Here is an 18,779-nt window from a genome sequence, read left to right as displayed (position 1 = left end):
TATGGGAGTTTTAAAACTGTCTGTTATAGAAGAGCAGAACAAACAACTCAAAAATAGATTAAGAGTTGTTGGACAAAAAGGACATATTGTTCGCATTAGCAACTGTTATTGTCCTTGTGAGTGTTTCATCAGAGAAGGCGAAGTTACAATGTGCGACGATGTTGCCTCTGCTGGAAGTTGGAACATTGATTAAAGAATCACTAATTAAGGAGAGCCATTGTTTAACACTTTGGCTTTCCTTATTTTATGCATATGGAAGCTATAGTATTTCAAACTCAAAACGAAAATTATTATTTGTATAGTCCTTTGAAAAAGGCAATATTGCCATTATCAAAGAATATGTACGATATAATTTCAAACGACAGAAATGAAGGAGACGAAACCTTTCGTCAGTTAAAGCAATATGGATATCTTGACAAATATACTTCATCATTTGATAGTTATATAACAGGGAATACTATACAAGGAGTATTGGTAAAACTATCACAAATCATATTTGAGACAACAACACTCTGTAATCTTAGATGCGAATATTGTTGCTATAGCGAAGGATATGATACATTTGATAGCCGAAGAGGTATGTTGGGGAATCTGAAATTTGAAACAGCCAAAGGCATAATTGATTATTTGGCAATTCTTTTTCAGAAAGAACCTCTATCAAATGCACCTAAAGAACCTTTTGCCATTAGTTTCTATGGAGGTGAGCCATTGATGAATTTCGCTGTAGTGCGCCAAATTGTAGAATATGCAGAACGTATAGAATTTCGCAACCGTTCATTGTTTTTTACAATGACAACAAATGCAATGCTTCTATCAAAATATGCAGATTTTTTGTCACGTCACAAATTCAAAATGCTAATTAGTCTTGATGGCAACAAGGAAAACGACTCTTATAGAGTAACTCCTAAAGGGAATCCTTCGTTTGACATCGTAATGATGAACTTGAAGTGTGTTGAGAATTTATATTCAGAATGGTTCGCAACATTTCGCTATAATGCGGTTTTCACAAATAAAAGTGATGTAAGGGAAATTGTTGATTGGTTTAAGATGCAATTTAACACAACGCCGAATTTTAGCCCCCTTCATGTTCCTACAGAGGATGCAAAAGATGGAAACAGAATTCTATCTATGCTTAAAACTTTTGAAATTCCAGAGGATATAGAGTTGGTTCCAAGTTTAATCACTCAAAATCCGCTCTTTAATCGAATTTTGGTTTTTACTACAAGGCTGTTGAACAATTCAGTTAGCAAAGAGAGTGAGCTACTCGTAGATGAAAGTATAGAGAATAGCACCTTGCCAACTGGTACATGTATTCCATTTTCAAAACGACTTTTCGTAAGCTATAATGGGAAAATACATCCATGTGAAAAAGTCAATAGGGATTCACCGTTAGGATATATTGATAATAGTGGCTGTGTTCATATTGATTGCAATGAGGTAGCAAATGGATTTATGAAAAGAATCACAGAAGTTTCATCTTTATGCAAGAAATGCTACATGCAATTTTGTTGCACTAAATGTTCTTTTTGTTATAGCAATGGTAAATGTGATGAGTTTACTTCAAAAAGTAAATTCGCAAAACTATTGTCAGATGCTGTATCATACATAGAATCCCATCCTGACATAATAGAAGTGGTTGAAGAAAACATTATAATAAAATGAACAGACTGTACATAATTTTTCCACATTGCTATATCAAGGCAACATCAAAAGAATTGCTCATATATGATACAATAAAGTTTAGTAGCATATATATGAGGAATATTGTCGTCCCATATAAAGCCGTCAATACATTAAATCAGTGCGGTTATATAGATGATTGCGATGACAACAAGACTATTTTGCAAAAAATCGCCAACAACGGAGTCGGATATTTCATACAACCAAACAAGTCAATGCCTTATTTCCCCAAACGAGGATTACAAATAATGACCTCCTTAAATAAAGAAAACAAAGCTTTAGGGCACAACTTGGCATCATATACAAATATGATGTTGAAATCTATCACTTTTTTACTTAATAATACATTGTCTATAAATCTCAATTCATTTGCTTACAAGCAATTAGAGTATCCAAACGTTAATCATACAGAGATTGACATAGACACAATATTACTGCAACTTATTTCTTTTGACCTGGAAAGAATTGTCTTGTCTGGAGAAATTTCATGCGATAAGTTGGAAAGAATTTTAAATCTTGCCCAAACAAGAAACATACTTGTTGTTTTTAGAGTCCATTACTTGGCTTATCCTATTCAACATATACAAGATATGTTACGCAAGTATAGAACAATAATGGTAGAATTGCTTATCGATTCAGCTACCCCCTTAGATATTATAAACCTAAGAGAAGAAAGGTTAATCCTAAAATATATTGTAACAAATAATTCTGATTTAGACAAGCTTACGGGTGCAAAAGAAAATATAGTATTATGCCCTATATTCTTGGATGAAAAGAATATTACCCTACAGCCACAAATGGTTATAACCAAAGACGAGGTTCTTAAAATCAATCAAAATCTAAAAGACTGTTATTTGAAAGATTACATAAATACATCATACTTTGGTCATATAACAATCAATTATGACGGGATGGTCTATTGTGTAAATCAGCAAATTGAGTCTTTACAAAATCGAGACCTTGCTTGTATTATTAATAATTGGGTTGGTTCACAAGAATGCTATTGGTATTTCACACGAAATAAGAAATTGGAATGTAAGGATTGTGCACTTCAGGTTCTATGCCCTTCCATTTCAATTTATGAGCAACTAAAAATATACAAATGTCCTTGTAGGGTTTAGACTTCACTTTATTATACATGAAGCCTTGTTTTAGCAAAAAACGAGGCTTCATGTATTGTTTAGTCCAAATTCTCAGACGTAATATCTATCGTGTTTTTGGTATATAACTTATCCATACAAACAGAATCCTTTATCTTGATTGAGATTTCTTCTTTTCTTTATAGAATATACCCAATCCTAATTTTTGTGTTCCGTCCCAATTCGTAAGTTGGTCGGCGCAGCCATTGGAGCCACCAAGCGAAACGTATGTATCTGCACTACATGACATATGGTCAACAAAAGCGAGAAAGTTGTCAATGGCGTTGTCTGTGAATTGAACTTCATTCGTGGCGAAGAGTTTTGTCCAATTAGTGACACATTCTTGCTTGAAGTCTGTAAAACCATTCCACGACATACCAGATAAGAAACTTTTTGCTGCCGAATCTATACAGGCTTTAGAGTCCAATCCAATATTATGCTTTACAGCAGATGCCATAATGCCATAGTATATGGAAGCCGATTCTGTCTCGTTGAAGTTGACTCTGTCTGTTTTTGCAAAGGATGATAAAGCTTCGTGTCCCTCATGGATGAACTTGTCAAGCACTCCTATGTATCTATTTTGCCGAGCCATGCTTTCACGTTTGGCTTCGGCTTCTTTCCGAGCCTTTTCTTTTGCTTCTTTCTCCTTACGTGCTTCCACTCGTCTCCATGCGTCTGTCATTTCAGGCTCTTGCCAAATGGCATTCCAACGAGCCTTCAAATCATTGTACATTTCCATAAGTGTAGTATTATAACTTTTGGCACTGGCGAGTTCTTCCTTCGCACAGACAAGTTGAGTAGTCACTCGCTCCACAGCCTTCTCGTCAAGTTGAGAGATGCGTTGTTTGACTTTGTTGTTTTCAGTCTTTAGCGCATCATTCTCGGCACGAAGCGACTTGTTCTCCTCTATCTGCTTATTGAGATTCTGCGTATAGTAAGTGTATGTCTTGTTGACAGACTTGCGTACATCTTCATTCTGCTTGTCACGTTCTGCATTGATGGCTGCTACAAGAGCCTTGATTGCAGCGTAGATATTAGCCACACGCTCCTCACGCCATGTCTTTTGTCCTATAAGCGTAGGAATCGGGATAGCAAGTTCTTTCTTTACGGCATTCATCGCTTCTTGAACTGGAGCCTTGATGTTGAGAAAAGGAATGGTCAGTTCCTTCTTGTCGATTGTGGCGAGCACTGCATATTTCTCCACTTTGTCAAGAGCGACTTTCGCCTGACGTTCCGCTTCAAGCACCACCTTGTTCTTATGCTTGCGTCCTCGCTTTTCTTCCTCTGAAAGTTCATCATAGGAGAAGCCTCTTGCCAAGCCATACTTATGTCCTACCTTGTTGTAATAGTCAGTATGCAGTTGGGAAAGGTATTGTGATTTGTCCTTTGCTCGCTCTCCCCACACTTTGGCATAAGAGACCCTTTCAACAACACCCTTTGCCGCTTCCGATTTTGTGTAGTTGTCACGTTCTTCTTTTGGAAGTGCTCTCCATTCTTTGGTTGTAAGAACATTTTCTGGATTATCCTTGTGAATGTACTTGCTTCCGATGCGCCCACGTTTCTTTACTTGTTCAACAGGCACGGTCTGCACATGGGCATGGATGCTTGTCTCGTCACAATGCACATCAAAGCCGATGACATTCTCTTCTCCCCATTTCTCACATGCAAAGCGGTAGGTGTCCAATGCCCAGTCATAGATGCCTTTTTGCAATACAACCTTGCTGTGGTCAGCATTTGGATCTGATGTGTTGAGTTTCTGTTCACCAAAGGCAAGCCTGTTAAGCACATCATGGTCACCACAGAAGATGATGCCGACAGTGCAGTTCGGACTGTTCCTTGAAACTTGGTCGGGACGCTTGGCATCCATATACGGCTTGAAACCAAGTTCATCAAGTCTGTGCTGCAAGCGTTCATGCAACGGCACCGACTGGGAACCAAGAGGCACTATCTTTCCACCCTTGACTATCTCAAAGTTGAGTCTCTTGCGTGAGTAGTTATAATGGTTGTTCTTGTCTATGTCCGCGTTTTTGAGTTGGTAACGCTTCTCGTCCCAACCTCTGCGCTCCGCCTCGTTGCCCACTTGGGACGAGAACGATTTCTTGTCTGTGCCTACATGAATGGCGGCACGTGGTATGTTTCTTTCCATAAGAATTTCATTTGAGCTTGTAACGTAGTTCTTGTATAATTGGAGACAGGTCTCGGGCGGAGCCTGAGCATAATAGAAGGACTTTTTAAGTGAACATCGCAAGCATGTGAATCTAAAAGTCCCTATTATGTTTAGGACTTTTGTGAAAGTCCGTCACGCAAGCGTGCTCGCAGAACCTTACCCACTCTGCTATGACTCTTCCACCAACACCAACCCAAGACTGTCTATTAGATGCTGGAGAGGCGGATGTTGCTTTATCAGCCTTTGTAGCGCCATCTGTGGCGTTTCCGTCATCAGCAGGAAGTCGGCAATGTCAAGACCATTGGTCTTTTGTTCATCGGTGGCATTGTCTTCCAAGATGTTGCTGACAAGAACTTGCTTGCATATTGATTGCAGCAACGGAAGTTTGCTTTTCCACTTATCCGTTGCCCCAAGGTCTGGAACCAAAACAACCTCCCGACCGCTTAGGACTTCGACAGCATCTTTATTGAAACATCCGTTCATGCCTCCAGTAGCCAACCACACGAAATCAGACATGAAGTGTGTGGCAATGATGGCTGTCTTTTCACTCTCCACTATGGCTATAGTCTTGGTCGTGGTTTTATCTGTCAATAGATGTTCGCCAAAGAAGCACTGCCGAAGTGTAAAGTCTGGCAGTTTCAGTTCAGAGTGTACCCAAGTCACCAGGCTGTGTGGTTCCTTGATACGGTGACCTGTCTTGTCATCATACTTCATTATCTTGCCAGTGTGCACATTCCCATTGACATCTATCTGCCAAAAGATAGTTGAACCGCCCCATTTCTTTGAAGTGCCGACCTTGTACAAGGCAAACAGGCGTTCTGTCTCCTCTTTGCCAAAGACCGTTGAAATGTATCGGTACAAAGGATTGACAGAATAGCCATGCAGTGTTTGCTCCACCAGCTTGCTATCAATGAAAGTTGGAAGAGTTTTCTCTTTCCTGCACTCTTTGATTGGTGTTTTATATCTCCAATCATCATTGCAGTTGGTATCGGGATTGTCCTTGAAATAATCAGACGGAGAATAATGGTAGCCACAACTCTGTTCATGGTCACAACGCCCCACATTGTCAGGGAATACAATCTGTCCTTCCTCGTCAATATATCTTGCAAAGCAACGCTTACGCCCACATTGAGGGCAAGCATATCGGTTGCCCAGCTTGTATTTCTGTAGATGGAATCTATACTCACTCATAAGGCTCTGCACTTGTTGCACCTTGCACTTTCTGCACTTTTGCACTTGTTTGGCACAAAATGCAGCATCTTTTGTGCAAGAGTGCAAGAAGTGCAAAGTGCAAACGGTGCAAGGTGGTGATTCTACTTCTGTACTTTCTCATAATTGCCTTGCTTGTCTTTGATGATAAAGTTTCTCTGACAGAAGTCTTTGAGCATATACATGACAGTACGTCTTGCAAAACCGAAATCCGCTCCAGCCTTTACTGCTTCAGCAGTTACGAACTTGTTTCCCAACGAGTCAAGTACCTGTTTCTTCACAGGGTCGGTAGCCTCGGTTAAAACGAGGTCATCCATCCTTTTGTATGACTTCTCAAAGTAATCGCTCATCCGTATGGCTGCATTCACGGACTCCGCATCAACAAAATCCTTGTGAGACTCATCACAAGCCCAACGGAACAGTTGGAATATCAAGGCAAGCCGAGCCGTATTCAAAGGAACTTTTGCAGCACGCGAGTCTATCATTTTTTCATCCGTAATGGCATTCTGCCGTTCTATATCCTCATTCTGCCAATCATAGAATATGTCAATGGCTTCATCAGAGAAGTCAAGAACATTGAAGATGCCTTCCGTAAAAGGAAGAGCCACAGCCTTGTCTATGATCTCTTTCCATACACGGAATGGTCTTTCAATGATTGCAGCATCTTGTTTTGGAACCTTAACCCAAGGAGCAATCTTCAAACCTTTTGGGCATGTGATCAGAAAACGGTCAAGAAAACCATTCTTCTTGAATCCCATATCATAAAGTTCATGCACAATACCAGTCTGGATAGTTCCTACAATCTGTATGCAAGGATAGTCAATGCGTAAAGGACAATCAAGATTACAACGAGATACATCTACTGGCAAGCCATTGTGAGCCGACAGCATCTGTTGTACAAAAGAACTGTTGTTGTATCGGTTGATGGTGTTGAACAGCCCCATTATCTCATCCACCACAACTGCCACACCTCTGAGGTTGGCATCGTGATTGCGCATAAGAATCTCTGGCGTGAAGTCATTCATGATATTCTTATGCAGGACTGGTACAGGAGGTAACGATTCCCATTCCGTCCGTTTTTTGCCCTTGTTCCTCTCCACAATGGCTGCATACTCATTCTTTAGAGCCTTGAACTTATGGTGCTCCTCAGTATCAATGTCGTGCAACGGCTTGTAGGCAAAGTTCAAAGGTGGAGTCTTGCCGACTCCTGGTCTGCCAACAAGAATGACATATAGGATAGGTGAAGTAATCCAATTGCCTTTAATCCGGATATAGCAGGAGTTGCCGACGGCTGCTGCCATAGCGGATATAAGGGAAGTAGCGGTAAACTCAATGGAATAGTTCTCCGTCCTTGCCAAATCAAGAATCATCTGCTGCATCTTCTGGGGGAATACGTCAAGCGGAATTCCAGAAGTGGCTACGCCCGAAGCCTCCGAGCGTAGCTTGTTACAAATTTCAAGCGCATCCATGATATTACCAGTTTAAGGGTTTCGGCTTGCGCTTGTTTCCAGCAAGAATAGCTGCGTTCTCTTCCTCTGCCGTGAGAGGTACAGGATTCTTGCGGTTAGTCTCCAGCCACTTGTCAAGTTCATCTTGATAAAGGCAGTAACGCTTGCCCGGCTTGGTGGCAGGAATGCTGCCGTTGCCAAGTTTCATGTAGAGAGTTGCCATCGGCATTTTCAGGTATGCCGATGCTTCCTCCACACTCATAGGTATGTGCGTGTTCGCCTTGTGTGGCTTGTTCTGTGATTGCAGACTGATGATCATCTGCTTCATGCCCACCACTTCGTCCCGAAGCTGGGCAACGACCATTGGAAGGTCGTTGAAAGTTAATTCCTTTGTCATATACAAGTCATTAAAAAAAACTGGGGCAAAGGAACAGAATGATGCTTTCGTTACTCCCATTCGTGACAGTCATTTGTCATTCACGAAGGAATAACTCTAACAATGGGGATTATTCGGGATTTTCCTCCGTCACATCATGGAAATCATATCCACCATTGGCAGGCTCGTCAATAGGGATTATATCATTGGAACATGGGGCTTTCAGGTTCTTCAATGTGCTGTAGTCCAAGCCTTCAAACGGCTTTGGGAACATAGCTTTGATAAAGGATATTCGCATTGCCATTGTGTAATCACGCTTACCCAAACGCTCTGCGATATTCCACACGAAGTGCCTTAAAGGGATATTCTCAACATTTTCCTTGAAACGGTTTATTGCTGTCGGGGTATAGTTGGTGTCGTTGCTCCATTCCTTGACAGCCTCAATTACCTTGTACAAATCTTCCTCATACAGAAACCTTGACATGGTACGATGCACATAGTCAAGTACGGCTCTCGTTCGTTTTTCCTTTATCTCCTGTGCTTCTTTTTCTTGTGCCTCTACACACTTGGCATAGTCCTCATGACTGTATTGTGCTGATTCTGTTTGTGGTAATGTTTGCTTTGGCTGTTCTTGTTCTGTTGCTGGCTCTGCTTCTACAACGTTTTTCTTTGTCTTGCTGTTGCTACCAATGTTCATCAGTTCATAGGGACAATTCACCATGGAAATGAATATCGCCCAAAGCAGGATGTTGCTCCCTACAAAGATGATTGACTCGACAAACAGACTTTGGTGAAAGTCATTGCCTACATACATAGCCACGACAAGAGAGATGGCGAGAATTGCAGTACCAACAAAAGCGTAGATGGTACAATCTGAAGTTGTCTTGTTTTCTATCATTATTGTATTCGTTTTATTGTTATTCGTTCAAAAACTTCCACAAAGTTAGATGCAGAAGCATGTAAAAACCGCATTTACGTTCTCTGGCACTCTTTCTTTTAGGCTTTATTAGCGTTCTAATATGATATCAGACTCTGAATCATACTTTAAACTACTCATTAGTGTCAGTTGTTGCTGATTGTTGGCTACAAAGGTAAGGGCAAAGAAAAGGGATATTTGCAGTTCCTCTTTAATATCAACAGAAATTGGAATGTATTTGTCGAATTGGTTCTATCCACGACAGCAAATAGAACCAACAAAATGAGAAAAGGACTATTGGAACACTATCATTCCAACAGTCCTTTTCTGCGTGTTATTGTCAAATGGTTACTTCTTCAAGGTGATACAGCCAACCGAAGCACGCTTCTGGGCATCGGAAATCTTGGCATACACCTCTGTTGTTGCCACATTCTTGTGACCGAGATAACGCTGCACAACCGCAATACTTGTTCCTGCGTCCAACTGGAGACAGGCAAAGCTGTGGCGTGAGCAATGATAGGAGATATGCTTGGTGATCCCTGCATCTTTCAGCCAATTTTTCAGCGGTGCCTGTGTCATGGAGTCTTTGAAATCGGGGAACACCTTACCTCGTTTATCTGGTGAATAGCCTATCAGTTCCAAGGCTTCCTCACTGATTGGGTTATGCACGATGTCTTTTGTTTTCTGCATTCGTGTGGTGACATACATCACACCATCGCTGCCGTATGGCTGTATCTCCTCCCAAGTGAGTTTCTTAATGTCGCTCTTTCGCAATGCCGTTAGACAAGAGAACAGAAAGGCTCGCTTCAAGGCAGGAGCAGAGCATGGTGTGGATGCCAAGCGGATAACCTCGTCTTGTGAAAGATGCTCCTTGTCAGTCGGGATTGTCTCGATACGCTCCAAGAAACCGTTCGGGTTCTCCTTTATCTTGCGGTCACGATAGGCTGTGTGGATTGAAGCACGGAAAGTTGACCAGTAGTTGGCTGCTGAGTTTATATGCAGCTTTCTGTTCTTATGCAGTCCCTGTGGTGCTGTCAGCAGATACTCACGAAATCTGTTGCACAAGTCCACGTTTATCTCACCGAAGGTACACTTGCCTTGCGTGAAGGTACGAAAGTGCATATAGACGTGTTGCCACTTGGAGTTCTTCTTGTCTGCCAGTCTCTTGAAGTAGGCGAGGAAATCTCCTTTCATCTTCTCCTTGTCGAAGAAATCATAACGCTCGTTGACGATAGCCTCGAAGCGACGGCAGCGTATCGCCTCGGCTCTTGCCGTAAGGTTGAGGTTGTACTTATGTTCCATCTGGTTCTTCGGCTTGGCATAGATGTAGATGCCAAGCGACTCATGGCGGATGACTTTCATCGTGCTCTCATCACGATAGCCAGGATAATAGTCAAGATAATAGGACAGCATGTGTCCGTCCTTGATTTTGCGTGTACGCAATGATACGGTCTTGCAAATGTTGCTCATAACTGATATGTATTATTGATGATTATTCGTGGTGAAGTGTATCTTCACGGCTACAAAATAACTGAATGATACTTCCGTGACTCCCATTATTTGCAGTCATTGATGGATAATGCTGAAATCATTTGAAATCACAGTCCTTTGGCTGCTCTTTCTGCCATCGCTCGCTCCACATCTGTCTTCAAAAGCAGGTTCTTTACACCCACTTTTACCTTGCTGATATGGTGAACTTTCACTATATGGCAGATATTGGCACTTGTAAGACCATACAACTGCTGTACTTGTTCTGTAGTATAATAGCTGTCATCGCTCATTAAGTCAGTCCTGCGCAGTTCTTCAAGATGCTCCTTTGAGTAATAGGTACGACCGTACTCACGTTTAGTGGGTATCTTATGACGATATGCATATGCCCTGAGTGCCGACTTGCTCATACTGAAAGCATCCTCTACATCATCAGCAGTCACCCACTCGGTGATGCTGCGGATGTCAACGGCAGTACCGAAGAACTCATCAATATGCCGTTTGCTGTAATAGTTCTTGCCAGCGATACGGCACATCGGTATCTGGTTGCGCTTGGCGGATGTATAGAGCCAAGACTTCTTGACCTTATAAATGGACATCACTTCCTCGCCCGAATAATAGTCAAGCACCTCATTCTCCTCTTTCCCTTTTGTTGGTTCCTGGTTTTGTGTTGGCTTTTCTGTTTTTACCTTTTTACTGAGCTTGCTCTTGCTGGCAGGAACCACACGCTTGTAGGGATTACCCTCAAACATCTTCTCTATATCAGCCTTTCTAACTAATGCCATTCTGCTGCTCAATCTTGATGCCTTCAACTTGCCGTTAGCCACAAGTTTGTAGATATACTGTCGGGTGCATCCCATCAGAATGGCAGCCTTGGAGAAGGTAAGATACTCCTGATGTTGCAGTTCCATGATAGGCTCAATACCGTTAATCAAGTCCTGCTGTCTTTTCTTCCTAAGACGTTTTGCCTCTGCCTGACATTCCTCGGAACAGTATTTCTGCATACCGCTTCTTGGCACGAATGTCTTGCCACAAAATTCACATTTTCTTGTCGGTCTCATACTCTTTGATATTGCTATGTTCTCCATACTTTGAGTATTCCACCGATGGAGTAAACGGAAGTGAACCATTGACAACTTTTGTCAACCCAGTCCACGATATAACGCTTTTTGCCTATCAGCTTCAAATCTGTCCTCCATCGTAACCACTCGTAAACCCTTGTCAACTACGTTCACGATATGACAAAATAAAAGCTCCGCAAATTCTCCACGGTAGAAATACGCTGCAAAAATATGTGGAAAATCGGGAACTGCCAAAAAGCACTTAGAAAGTGTTAAAAATCAAAGAGTATTGAAAATCAAGACTTTATGGTTGGTTAGTCATAGTAAGTTATGGTTAGTTATAAGGGGCTAAATACAGTCTCACGAATAAATTTGATAAGATCATTCTCATTATTGGTTAACGTCATACACTGATAAGCATCGCCAAATTCGTGGGCGCTCTTCATGTCGCAATAATCCCCAAAAGCGACGATACCAAGCCGTAAATCGTCATTTTCCTTAAAGAGACGGGGTACGAGATCCGCCACTTCGCTACGTACTGCTTCAATATAAGCCGCCATCGAACCGGTCGTATCGAAAGCAATAACCATATCAAGTTTACCTATCTCCTTAAAAGTGACTTTTTCAAACGCTTTGGTTTCTTCCGTTGTCATTTCTACAGGATAGTTAGTGTCACCTCCCCAATACCCCATCGGGTGCAATTCGTTATTAAGTTTCTTAAAGTTACTACCAATTACCGGCATTGCCTTAAGCTTTTGCATTCTATCCTTTAACTCGGTTTTACTCTTGGCAAAAACAAAATTCCAATAATAACGACTTTCAGATGCATAGTCCTCACTATCGAAACACGGATAACGTTGAGATTCTTCTCCCACATACACACCATCTTTTGAAATACCCTTCAATGCATGCAGAATGATGTCGTTTACACCGTCAAACATCGCGCCATAAACCTGAATTTTTCCGTTGTAGTCAAACTTTTCCATAATCACTTATTTTTAAAATTATTCTATTCCCACAGAAGTGAGTGTATCACTAAGCAAAGCAGCGATGGCAACCGTATCATGCGTCCCTCTCTATTAACAATGCCGATATCATTTCAATTCGTGTTATCTAAAAGTATATTTTGCTATCTAAAATTAATTTCAATGTTTTATGATAAAAGAATACAAGAGGTAACCCGTTTCAATCAAATTTTATCGTTTAAAAAAAGAATTTACGCTTCGCAACACACTTTTCACATCATCCATCGGTTGAAACGGAACGATAATTTCAAGGTTTGTATTGATGATGCAATAAACTTTCTCCTCGTCATTGTCTTCCATACCGAATCCATCCTCATCCGCAAAGTAACGACCATCGGGATAGGTTGTCCAAACAAGAGCACAAAGTCCGTTTTTAAAATCATTGTAACGATTGAATCCGAATTCTACACGTTTACAGTCAACACAACAATGATAGTGATTGTGATGTCGATGGATACTATCATAATCGATGTCTTTATCTTCAACCAAGAGCTGCCCGTCCGCATTTACGAATTCACGTAGTTTGCCGGTCCGCATATTAACAAGTATGAAAGTTTTGCCTTTTCCCCAGAAAGCGGCGATATCGTTACCTAAGTCCCGGCCGTGATTATCACCATCCAAAGCCGGGATACCACAGGCTATGACATCTTTGTTATCTGTTATCTTGAAATGAGATTTAAAGTTCTCCATTTTTTTCTTCATATATCCTTAGATTATAATACACTCATAATTATTACTGTTTATTTTTTACTTATAGAGTACATTTTCTTAATTTATCTATCTTCTGTCGCCTCCATTTTTATTTTCTTTTTCTAACTTTGATGTTTGCCTATACCTATAATAATGAAAGTCTCAATTGTATTTTCAGGAAAGGCGTTATCATATGAAATTACATGTTCTATTTTCTCGGTATTACTGCAACCAACTATACCGAAAAGGAAGTTGGAATATGTTTGTAAAAATTTCTCATATCCAATCTGTCCGAAATTGGTTGCATGTTGTGTGGAAACCAACAAGTATCTACACCTATCACTGTTCTTTATCAATTCTGTTTCTAATTTATGCAACAATGTTTCATGATTGCCATCTTCTACACGTGCATAAATCGCGGTATAATTATCACATAACATCCGTAAATAACAAAGTTTTAAAGGATCGCTGCAGACCATTTTTTCTAAATCCCGAAATTTGGAATAGTATATCCGCTCAATCACATCTTTATCTGAAATAATTTCGCAGGAAAGCGGACTGGTAGCAATTCGTGATTGGATAGCAGCTACTTCATTCAAGATAATACGTTGCTGTTCGATAATCGGCAACACATACTTTCGAATGACATCCTCCGTTAATCGATGCCCCCCGGGAAATGAAAAATATTTAGTATAATGCTCACAATACTCTTCACGGCAATTTACCATATCATCACCTATACCAAATAGTGCAATCGTATTATCTCTCTCCTCATCTGAATAAGCCATACATTGTGTTTGCTCAAGTTCTTCGTAACGGTCACATAACTCCGGTGTAATTTCATATTCAGAAATACCATCCTGCCTTTCACTGAAGAATCTGTTGATGCCTAATTTACACCGCATTGATCGTGACACATGAAGAGATGGATTTACCAAAATCTTATATGTACCTTGAAGTTTTTGGGCAAACATTCCTCCCATGGAGGTACCGATTACGAGATTTATCTTCTCTTCTTTTACAAGTCTTTTCAACATCTCCAATGCCACCATTGGCTCAATAGGAAGGTCTGGAGAAAAGATGGTGTCATTTGGCAATAGGCGGCGCAAATGCTCTGCCGTTCCAGAATTACCGGATGAGGAAAGTCCATGTATATATAAAATCTTCATACTGTTTATACTTTAAGCTATTTGTACCAAAACTTCCGTGTAATTACCGTTACCAAATCGAATCCATTCACCTTTAAATCCCGTACTCCATTTTTACCACGATCATCGATAAGATAATCATCTTTGCATATATCATTCATTACTTTATTTTCCATTGCAGCTATGCTTTTAATTTCAATATCTATTACCACCTCGGTCACCTTCTTCCACACAAATCCTACAAACAAGAGTCTTTTCATCATATAGTTCCAAATCTAGTTGTTTAGGTCTGGAATTGCTCAACATTTTCTCACACCATACCAAGAAAGCACAATATTCATTATCAAATCTAAAGCTATACCAAAGAGGGAGGTTCCTTTTGCTCTCACTTTCTTTTCTCAAATCATCCGGGTTAGGGATTTTGAAATCTTTATCCGTTAACCGGACATATGCTGTATGAGAATAATGGCTGCTTTTTATAACTTCTACGACCTCTTTCCAAGGTGCAGTAAGAGGAAAATGGATGTGTTCATTATATCCTGATGCTTCCGGTCCCCATAAATTCTTTGCCTGACTATTACGCGTTGTTTCCAAGTAGTCAAATATATGCTTTATCTTCTCGATTCTACTGAGTTCATCCCAAGGTATAATAGCTTTCGTCATAAGTCATCCTTCTATTAATTCATACTCAACTCCGAACCATTCGTTTAATGTATCTTCAACCTGGGCATTGATTTCAGGTGTAATCTTATCCTTTATCTTCTTATACACATAGAGAACGGCGACACCTTCATCCAATACACCCAATAGTCGATATACGGCACTTGGTATCAAACTTACCGGAGATACGGTGTAGATGATTGCAGCATAAATCAATACCCTGTCTAATGTGGTCGTTTTTTCATCAACCATCACATAATAGAACTGTAACAGCGGCCGGGTTGCTGTTCGTCCGGCTTTCAGCGCATATGGCCGGATCTTGATATACAATTCATTAATTTTACCGCGCCAATCATAGTTCTTCACTTTCTTCAACAGTGAGTCAATCTCTTTGCCCATAATCCAATAGGCCAAAATCGTAATACAAATAATCGTCAACATATTCTTTCTTGCTTTAGTTTCTTATATAGAGTCTTGTTTATATGGATACCTATCTCCTATAGTCAATTTAATCCCAAAAACCGAATTTATCCAAAGATGTATTTTGCTCAAATACATTTTCCGAAATAACCAACTCCTTCGGTTTCTTTACACTTTGGAAAATCGGATGGCCAGCAAAAGCGGCTTCATCAATACTTACCATAGAATTAAACTCTATTCTACGCATGGATTCATTATGGTAGAAAGCCTCGCAGCCTATCTTCTCTAAAGATTTTGGAAATACGGCAGAACGTAGTTTAGACACTATGTATTTACAACCAGTTGTTACTCAATAATTTGTAAGTAATAAATCTGAAATATGGTCGTAATCTTTAATTGCGCATTCTAAAGGGTGAAGGTTTAACACTTTTATTGATTATTAACTCATTTAGAGCATTCGTATTGGCGGTTTCTTCTCTTTCCCATGCAATTTGCTTCTGATATTCCACTTCAATTTTGGCTTATCGTTTAAGTCGCTGTAAAGGTACTATATTTTGTTTAATCTATTCGATATTCCTTATCTTCGATTGTATTACCGATTTCTCAATATATTAAAGCGAGAGGAAGTGCAGCCCCAATCTATTATTTTGGAGAGAATGCAGTCTGCCGCTTACGAGCTTGCCTTTGTTAAAATAACAGTCCTCAGAAATGGGAGTACGTGCATAATCTGTTCTCGAATTAAGAACTATTATCTTCATTGTTGATTCTTTCTTTTTACCTAACTATTTCGTTGGTCGTTTGTCTCCGTTGCCGAATGGTCATATCAAACCAAGAAATGGAGAAAAGTTTGGGGCTGTTTACTCTCCAGAGGATGAAGAAACAGCCCCAAACACAGTTTACCACACTTGACCTTTATTCATTTAGCAGAACAACTGGTTACTTTGATATTCGACATCGGAAATAGTGGCTATATATTCAATATCTGTTCAATATCCCTGAATCCCTGTCTTTATTTTGCATTTTCAATTTTACATTGGATTTGTTTTTTCCGAATGCAAAGTTGTACACGAGGTTGATATAGACCATATTGGCATTATTAGTGATTCTTTCGGTTTCTGTCCGGTGTAGAAGTGGCGTTCCCGATACGAATGTAACCTGTTTCCATGAATCATAGAACGGGTATCTTATACCTCCAGTAATGGTCAGATTCTTTATCGGTTTATAAGACAATTCTACCGATGCCATGCTTGGAATATTTTCCATAGTCTGTCCGACAAGTGATTTCTTTTGAGTCTGATAGAACAACTGTAATCCCCATTTATTATATGCAAAATACACTGAGGGTATTATCGAATAGCCCGTATGATTCCACTCTGAATCGCCCAATTTATTTGTTTGGTGGAACACCTCAGAGTACAGTCTTAACCGTAGAATATTGTTTGAAAACGGATACCATTGCAGAAACAGGCTGGCTTTCATACTCTGTGCATTATCCAGATTGCCGAATGTCTCGATGATACTCGTGTCATCAGATTGGAAAATCGGAGCGATAGCATCTTTGGTATATGAGTATCTCACTTCCGCATTGATTACAAATTTCTTGAAGCCTTTGAAATAGGACAGCGAGAAATCGTGATTGTTGCTCGGTGTCAAATTGGGATTTCCTGCGAATATATAATTGGGGTCTTTGAAGTAAGGATTGTAAGTCAATGAAGACACTGACGGGTTTTCTGTATTTACCTCATAATTGAACATCAGGTCTGAACTTTCGTTTATGAAATATCCTAATTTCACCTGAGGGCGGAAATAGGTGAAGTTATAGGTCTTGTTTTCAATGGTTGTAAAAATGTTGTTGTTTACACCTGCACTTATACTGTAATTGAATTTTTCACCCATCATTCCAGTTATTCCCAAATAGGAGTAGATTTCATTAGTAGTTATCCGGTTGTTTGAAGGCAAATTGTTTTGAATGCTGTTGTTGTACATATATCTGGTTCCTGCATACAAGTTTTCTTTCTTCATTTTATAGTTATACAGTGCTTCTCCGATAACCGAATACTTGTCTGTATTTATTACCGTTACTGTTTCAAAATCCGTTTTCTCCTCCAGCAATTCTCTGTATTCATAGTCATAGTCGGATTTGTAGTATGTACCGACAAGATTCATTATAAGCTCATGTTTGGAGCCGAATGACTTGCTGAAATACATATCCATAACCGGATTGATGTATTTGTCTTTGTCTGAACTTTCGCCAGTTTTAATAGTTTCCACGCCATTGATTCTTGACATGATGTCCTGTATCGAGGAGCGTCTGCGATTTAATGAATTGAAAGATAGTTTTGCGCTAAACAGATAGTTGTCAATTTTTGAATTGTTGAAACTGATTTCAGCCATCTGCTGTTCGTATGCATACGGACTGTTACGTCCGTTTTTTGTCTTTTCATAATTAGCTCCTCCAACCGAATACGCCATTTCTTCATCCAATACTCGTTTGTCGTAGTTCCTGTAATTGATATTGTAAGTTACACCAATCTGCGAATTTCCCCAATTATATTTGAAGTTGACAACATTGTTGCCAAAACCAGTGGTTACGGCATTTTGGGTGTTGATACCTACCGCACCTCCATTGTGCCTTTCTTTGGTCACCACATTGATGACTGCACCCAATCCCATGTTGGAGTATTGTATGGGAGGTTGTGTATAATAATCTATTTTAGAGATGTTTTCCGGAGAGATAACGGAAAGGTCTGTCGGTGTTGACGGTATGCCGTTTATCAGAATCTTGACAGCTTTTCCGTCCACCGAATTTACATTCTGGTCGATAACCTGTATTTTGGGCAAGTGTTCCAATGCCGCCAATGCGCTGCTGTATTGTTCTTTTTCTATGTTGGTAAGTTTATATTCTTTTTTATCAGCAAACCTTTTGACCATGCTTGTGGTGATTACGACTTCATCCAATTGCATGGCATCTTCTGCCAAAATTATTTCTCCAAGATCAATGGATTGATTCAATGTCAGTTCCTGTCGGTAGTCCGCATAACCGATAAATAATATGTCAATATTGTATTTCCCTTCCTCCATTTCCTTGATTATGAATTGTCCGTTTTCATCGGTAATACCTCCTTTGTAATTCAGAGTATCCTGCACAGAACGCACTATAACATTTGCGCCGATGATAGGTTGTGCTTTCGCATCCTTGACAATTCCTTTAACAATATGCTGGCTCCATGTTGGCACAGAACATAAAAAACAACATAGCATCAGAAAAATGACATTTACTCTTCTCATGATTTTTATCGTTTTATTTGGGCTGTAAAACTACTCAAAAATTCCCGAAACGGGGCTGTAAACT

18 protein-coding genes are annotated in these 18,779 nt (G+C 40.0%); 3 read left to right on the top strand and 15 right to left on the bottom strand.

All coding sequences use genetic code 11. The annotated features are described in order from the left end of the window. Window position 1 precedes the first annotated feature (1 nt). The 3 genes from RB604_RS14095 (at window position 2) to RB604_RS14085 (ending at window position 2,801) form a co-directional block, all read left to right on the top strand. The gene (locus RB604_RS14095) at window positions 2-193 is read left to right on the top strand and encodes a hypothetical protein (protein WP_009012760.1); all 192 of its coding nucleotides are present in this window, start codon (window positions 2-4) and stop codon (window positions 191-193) included. Between the two features lie 59 nt (window positions 194-252). Continuing rightward, window positions 253-1,662, top strand: a complete 1,410-nt coding sequence (locus tag RB604_RS14090) for a radical SAM peptide maturase (RefSeq protein WP_077197364.1) — start codon at window positions 253-255, stop codon at window positions 1,660-1,662. 92 nt (window positions 1,663-1,754) lie between these two features. Next, window positions 1,755-2,801 (top strand): hypothetical protein, encoded by a 1,047-nt coding sequence (locus RB604_RS14085; protein ID WP_229111853.1) that lies wholly within the window; start codon window positions 1,755-1,757, stop codon window positions 2,799-2,801. 130 nt (window positions 2,802-2,931) lie between these two features. Here the strand turns inward: RB604_RS14085 and mobV are convergent, their stop codons facing one another. The 15 genes from mobV to RB604_RS14010 all read right to left on the bottom strand — a co-directional run bounded on the left by mobV (window position 2,932) and on the right by RB604_RS14010 (window position 18,715). Further along, complete coding sequence (gene mobV, locus RB604_RS14080) at window positions 2,932-4,965, bottom strand: MobV family relaxase (protein ID WP_309005542.1); 2,034 nt, start codon at window positions 4,963-4,965, stop codon at window positions 2,932-2,934. Between the two features lie 189 nt (window positions 4,966-5,154). Further along, complete coding sequence (locus RB604_RS14075) at window positions 5,155-6,177, bottom strand: DUF6371 domain-containing protein (protein ID WP_117921353.1); 1,023 nt, start codon at window positions 6,175-6,177, stop codon at window positions 5,155-5,157. A gap of 122 nt (window positions 6,178-6,299) precedes the next feature. Further along, window positions 6,300-7,664: a DUF3987 domain-containing protein gene (locus RB604_RS14070; protein ID WP_117921345.1), complete on the bottom strand. Its 1,365-nt coding sequence runs from the start codon at window positions 7,662-7,664 to the stop codon at window positions 6,300-6,302. A 4-nt stretch (window positions 7,665-7,668) separates the two neighbouring features. Then, window positions 7,669-8,040 carry a helix-turn-helix domain-containing protein gene (locus RB604_RS14065; protein ID WP_007897100.1) on the bottom strand — a complete coding sequence of 124 codons (372 nt, stop codon included), beginning with the start codon at window positions 8,038-8,040 and terminating at the stop codon, window positions 7,669-7,671. Between the two features lie 109 nt (window positions 8,041-8,149). Then, window positions 8,150-8,917, bottom strand: a complete 768-nt coding sequence (locus RB604_RS14060; RefSeq protein WP_117921347.1) for a hypothetical protein — start codon at window positions 8,915-8,917, stop codon at window positions 8,150-8,152. Window positions 8,918-9,283: 366 nt separating this feature from the next. Then, a complete protein-coding gene (locus RB604_RS14055; protein ID WP_117921349.1) occupies window positions 9,284-10,405 on the bottom strand; it encodes a site-specific integrase in 1,122 nt (373 codons plus the stop codon). 128 nt (window positions 10,406-10,533) lie between these two features. Then, window positions 10,534-11,484 (bottom strand): helix-turn-helix domain-containing protein, encoded by a 951-nt coding sequence (locus RB604_RS14050; protein ID WP_117921355.1) that lies wholly within the window; start codon window positions 11,482-11,484, stop codon window positions 10,534-10,536. A 338-nt stretch (window positions 11,485-11,822) separates the two neighbouring features. After that, entirely contained in the window at window positions 11,823-12,470 is a 648-nt protein-coding gene (locus tag RB604_RS14045; RefSeq protein ID WP_309005532.1) for a vWA domain-containing protein, read from the bottom strand. A 210-nt stretch (window positions 12,471-12,680) separates the two neighbouring features. Then, window positions 12,681-13,211, bottom strand: a complete 531-nt coding sequence (locus RB604_RS14040) for a hypothetical protein (protein ID WP_055294609.1) — start codon at window positions 13,209-13,211, stop codon at window positions 12,681-12,683. A 110-nt stretch (window positions 13,212-13,321) separates the two neighbouring features. Further along, window positions 13,322-14,368, bottom strand: a complete 1,047-nt coding sequence (locus RB604_RS14035) for a YqiA/YcfP family alpha/beta fold hydrolase (protein WP_055294607.1) — start codon at window positions 14,366-14,368, stop codon at window positions 13,322-13,324. A gap of 17 nt (window positions 14,369-14,385) precedes the next feature. Beyond that, entirely contained in the window at window positions 14,386-14,523 is a 138-nt protein-coding gene (locus tag RB604_RS14030) for a hypothetical protein (RefSeq protein WP_229104178.1), read from the bottom strand. A gap of 19 nt (window positions 14,524-14,542) precedes the next feature. After that, on the bottom strand, window positions 14,543-15,010 hold the full coding sequence (locus RB604_RS14025; protein WP_055294605.1) for a hypothetical protein: 468 nt from the start codon (window positions 15,008-15,010) through the stop codon (window positions 14,543-14,545). Window positions 15,011-15,013: 3 nt separating this feature from the next. Further along, window positions 15,014-15,448, bottom strand: a complete 435-nt coding sequence (locus RB604_RS14020) for a YkvA family protein (RefSeq protein WP_005932439.1) — start codon at window positions 15,446-15,448, stop codon at window positions 15,014-15,016. 67 nt (window positions 15,449-15,515) lie between these two features. Then, entirely contained in the window at window positions 15,516-15,752 is a 237-nt protein-coding gene (locus RB604_RS14015) for a leucine-rich repeat protein (protein ID WP_007480744.1), read from the bottom strand. Window positions 15,753-16,402: 650 nt separating this feature from the next. Beyond that, a complete protein-coding gene (locus RB604_RS14010; protein WP_055294603.1) occupies window positions 16,403-18,715 on the bottom strand; it encodes a TonB-dependent receptor in 2,313 nt (770 codons plus the stop codon). Between the last annotated feature and the right edge of the window lie 64 nt (window positions 18,716-18,779).

Origin of the sequence: Bacteroides salyersiae (assembly GCF_031172035.1) — a bacterium.
Classification (GTDB): Bacteria; Bacteroidota; Bacteroidia; order Bacteroidales; family Bacteroidaceae; genus Bacteroides; species Bacteroides salyersiae.
This window is presented reverse-complemented; position numbering and strand designations above follow the sequence as displayed.